This is a genomic window from Chryseobacterium sp. SIMBA_038, assembly GCF_046535115.1.
In the GTDB taxonomy this organism is placed as follows: domain Bacteria; phylum Bacteroidota; class Bacteroidia; order Flavobacteriales; family Weeksellaceae; genus Chryseobacterium.
In genome coordinates this window covers 1-380 of sequence record NZ_JAWRXH010000043.1, presented here as the reverse complement: position 1 = coordinate 380, position 380 = coordinate 1, and the positions used below count along the sequence as shown (strand labels likewise).

The 380-nt window shown below is 63.9% G+C and carries 1 protein-coding gene; it reads left to right on the top strand.

Translation table 11 applies throughout. The annotated features are described in order from the left end of the window. A partial coding sequence (locus SB689_RS22645; RefSeq protein WP_410694324.1) for a hypothetical protein occupies nucleotides 1-380 on the top strand: 380 nt, incomplete at both ends.

Sequence of the window (380 nt, the reverse complement as noted above, 5' to 3'; positions counted from 1 at the left end):
TGGCAAGCATCGGGTTCAAGCGTATCGGGCTTACCAGTCTGGCCATTGCAGCCGTGTCCGCGAGTTGCATGGGGAAGGAATCACTGTCACCTGCAACGGCGCCACGCGCTCCGCAGGCTGTTTTGTCCGCAAGCCCGGGTTTCACGGCCTACCCGGGAATCGTGTCCGACTTCGAGAACACGACGCGAATCGACGGCCCCGCCGTCGTGACCGTCAAGGTGTCCAGGACCGACACAATACCGAGTGTGCGGCAACTGTGGCCCCCGCCAGGCAGCGCGAACGTGCCGTTCCTCGGTTTCTTCGAGGAATTTTCACCTCCACCCGGCGCCGATCGCGGTGCCCTGGCACAGCGGCACGCCAGCGGCTTCATCATCTCGTCG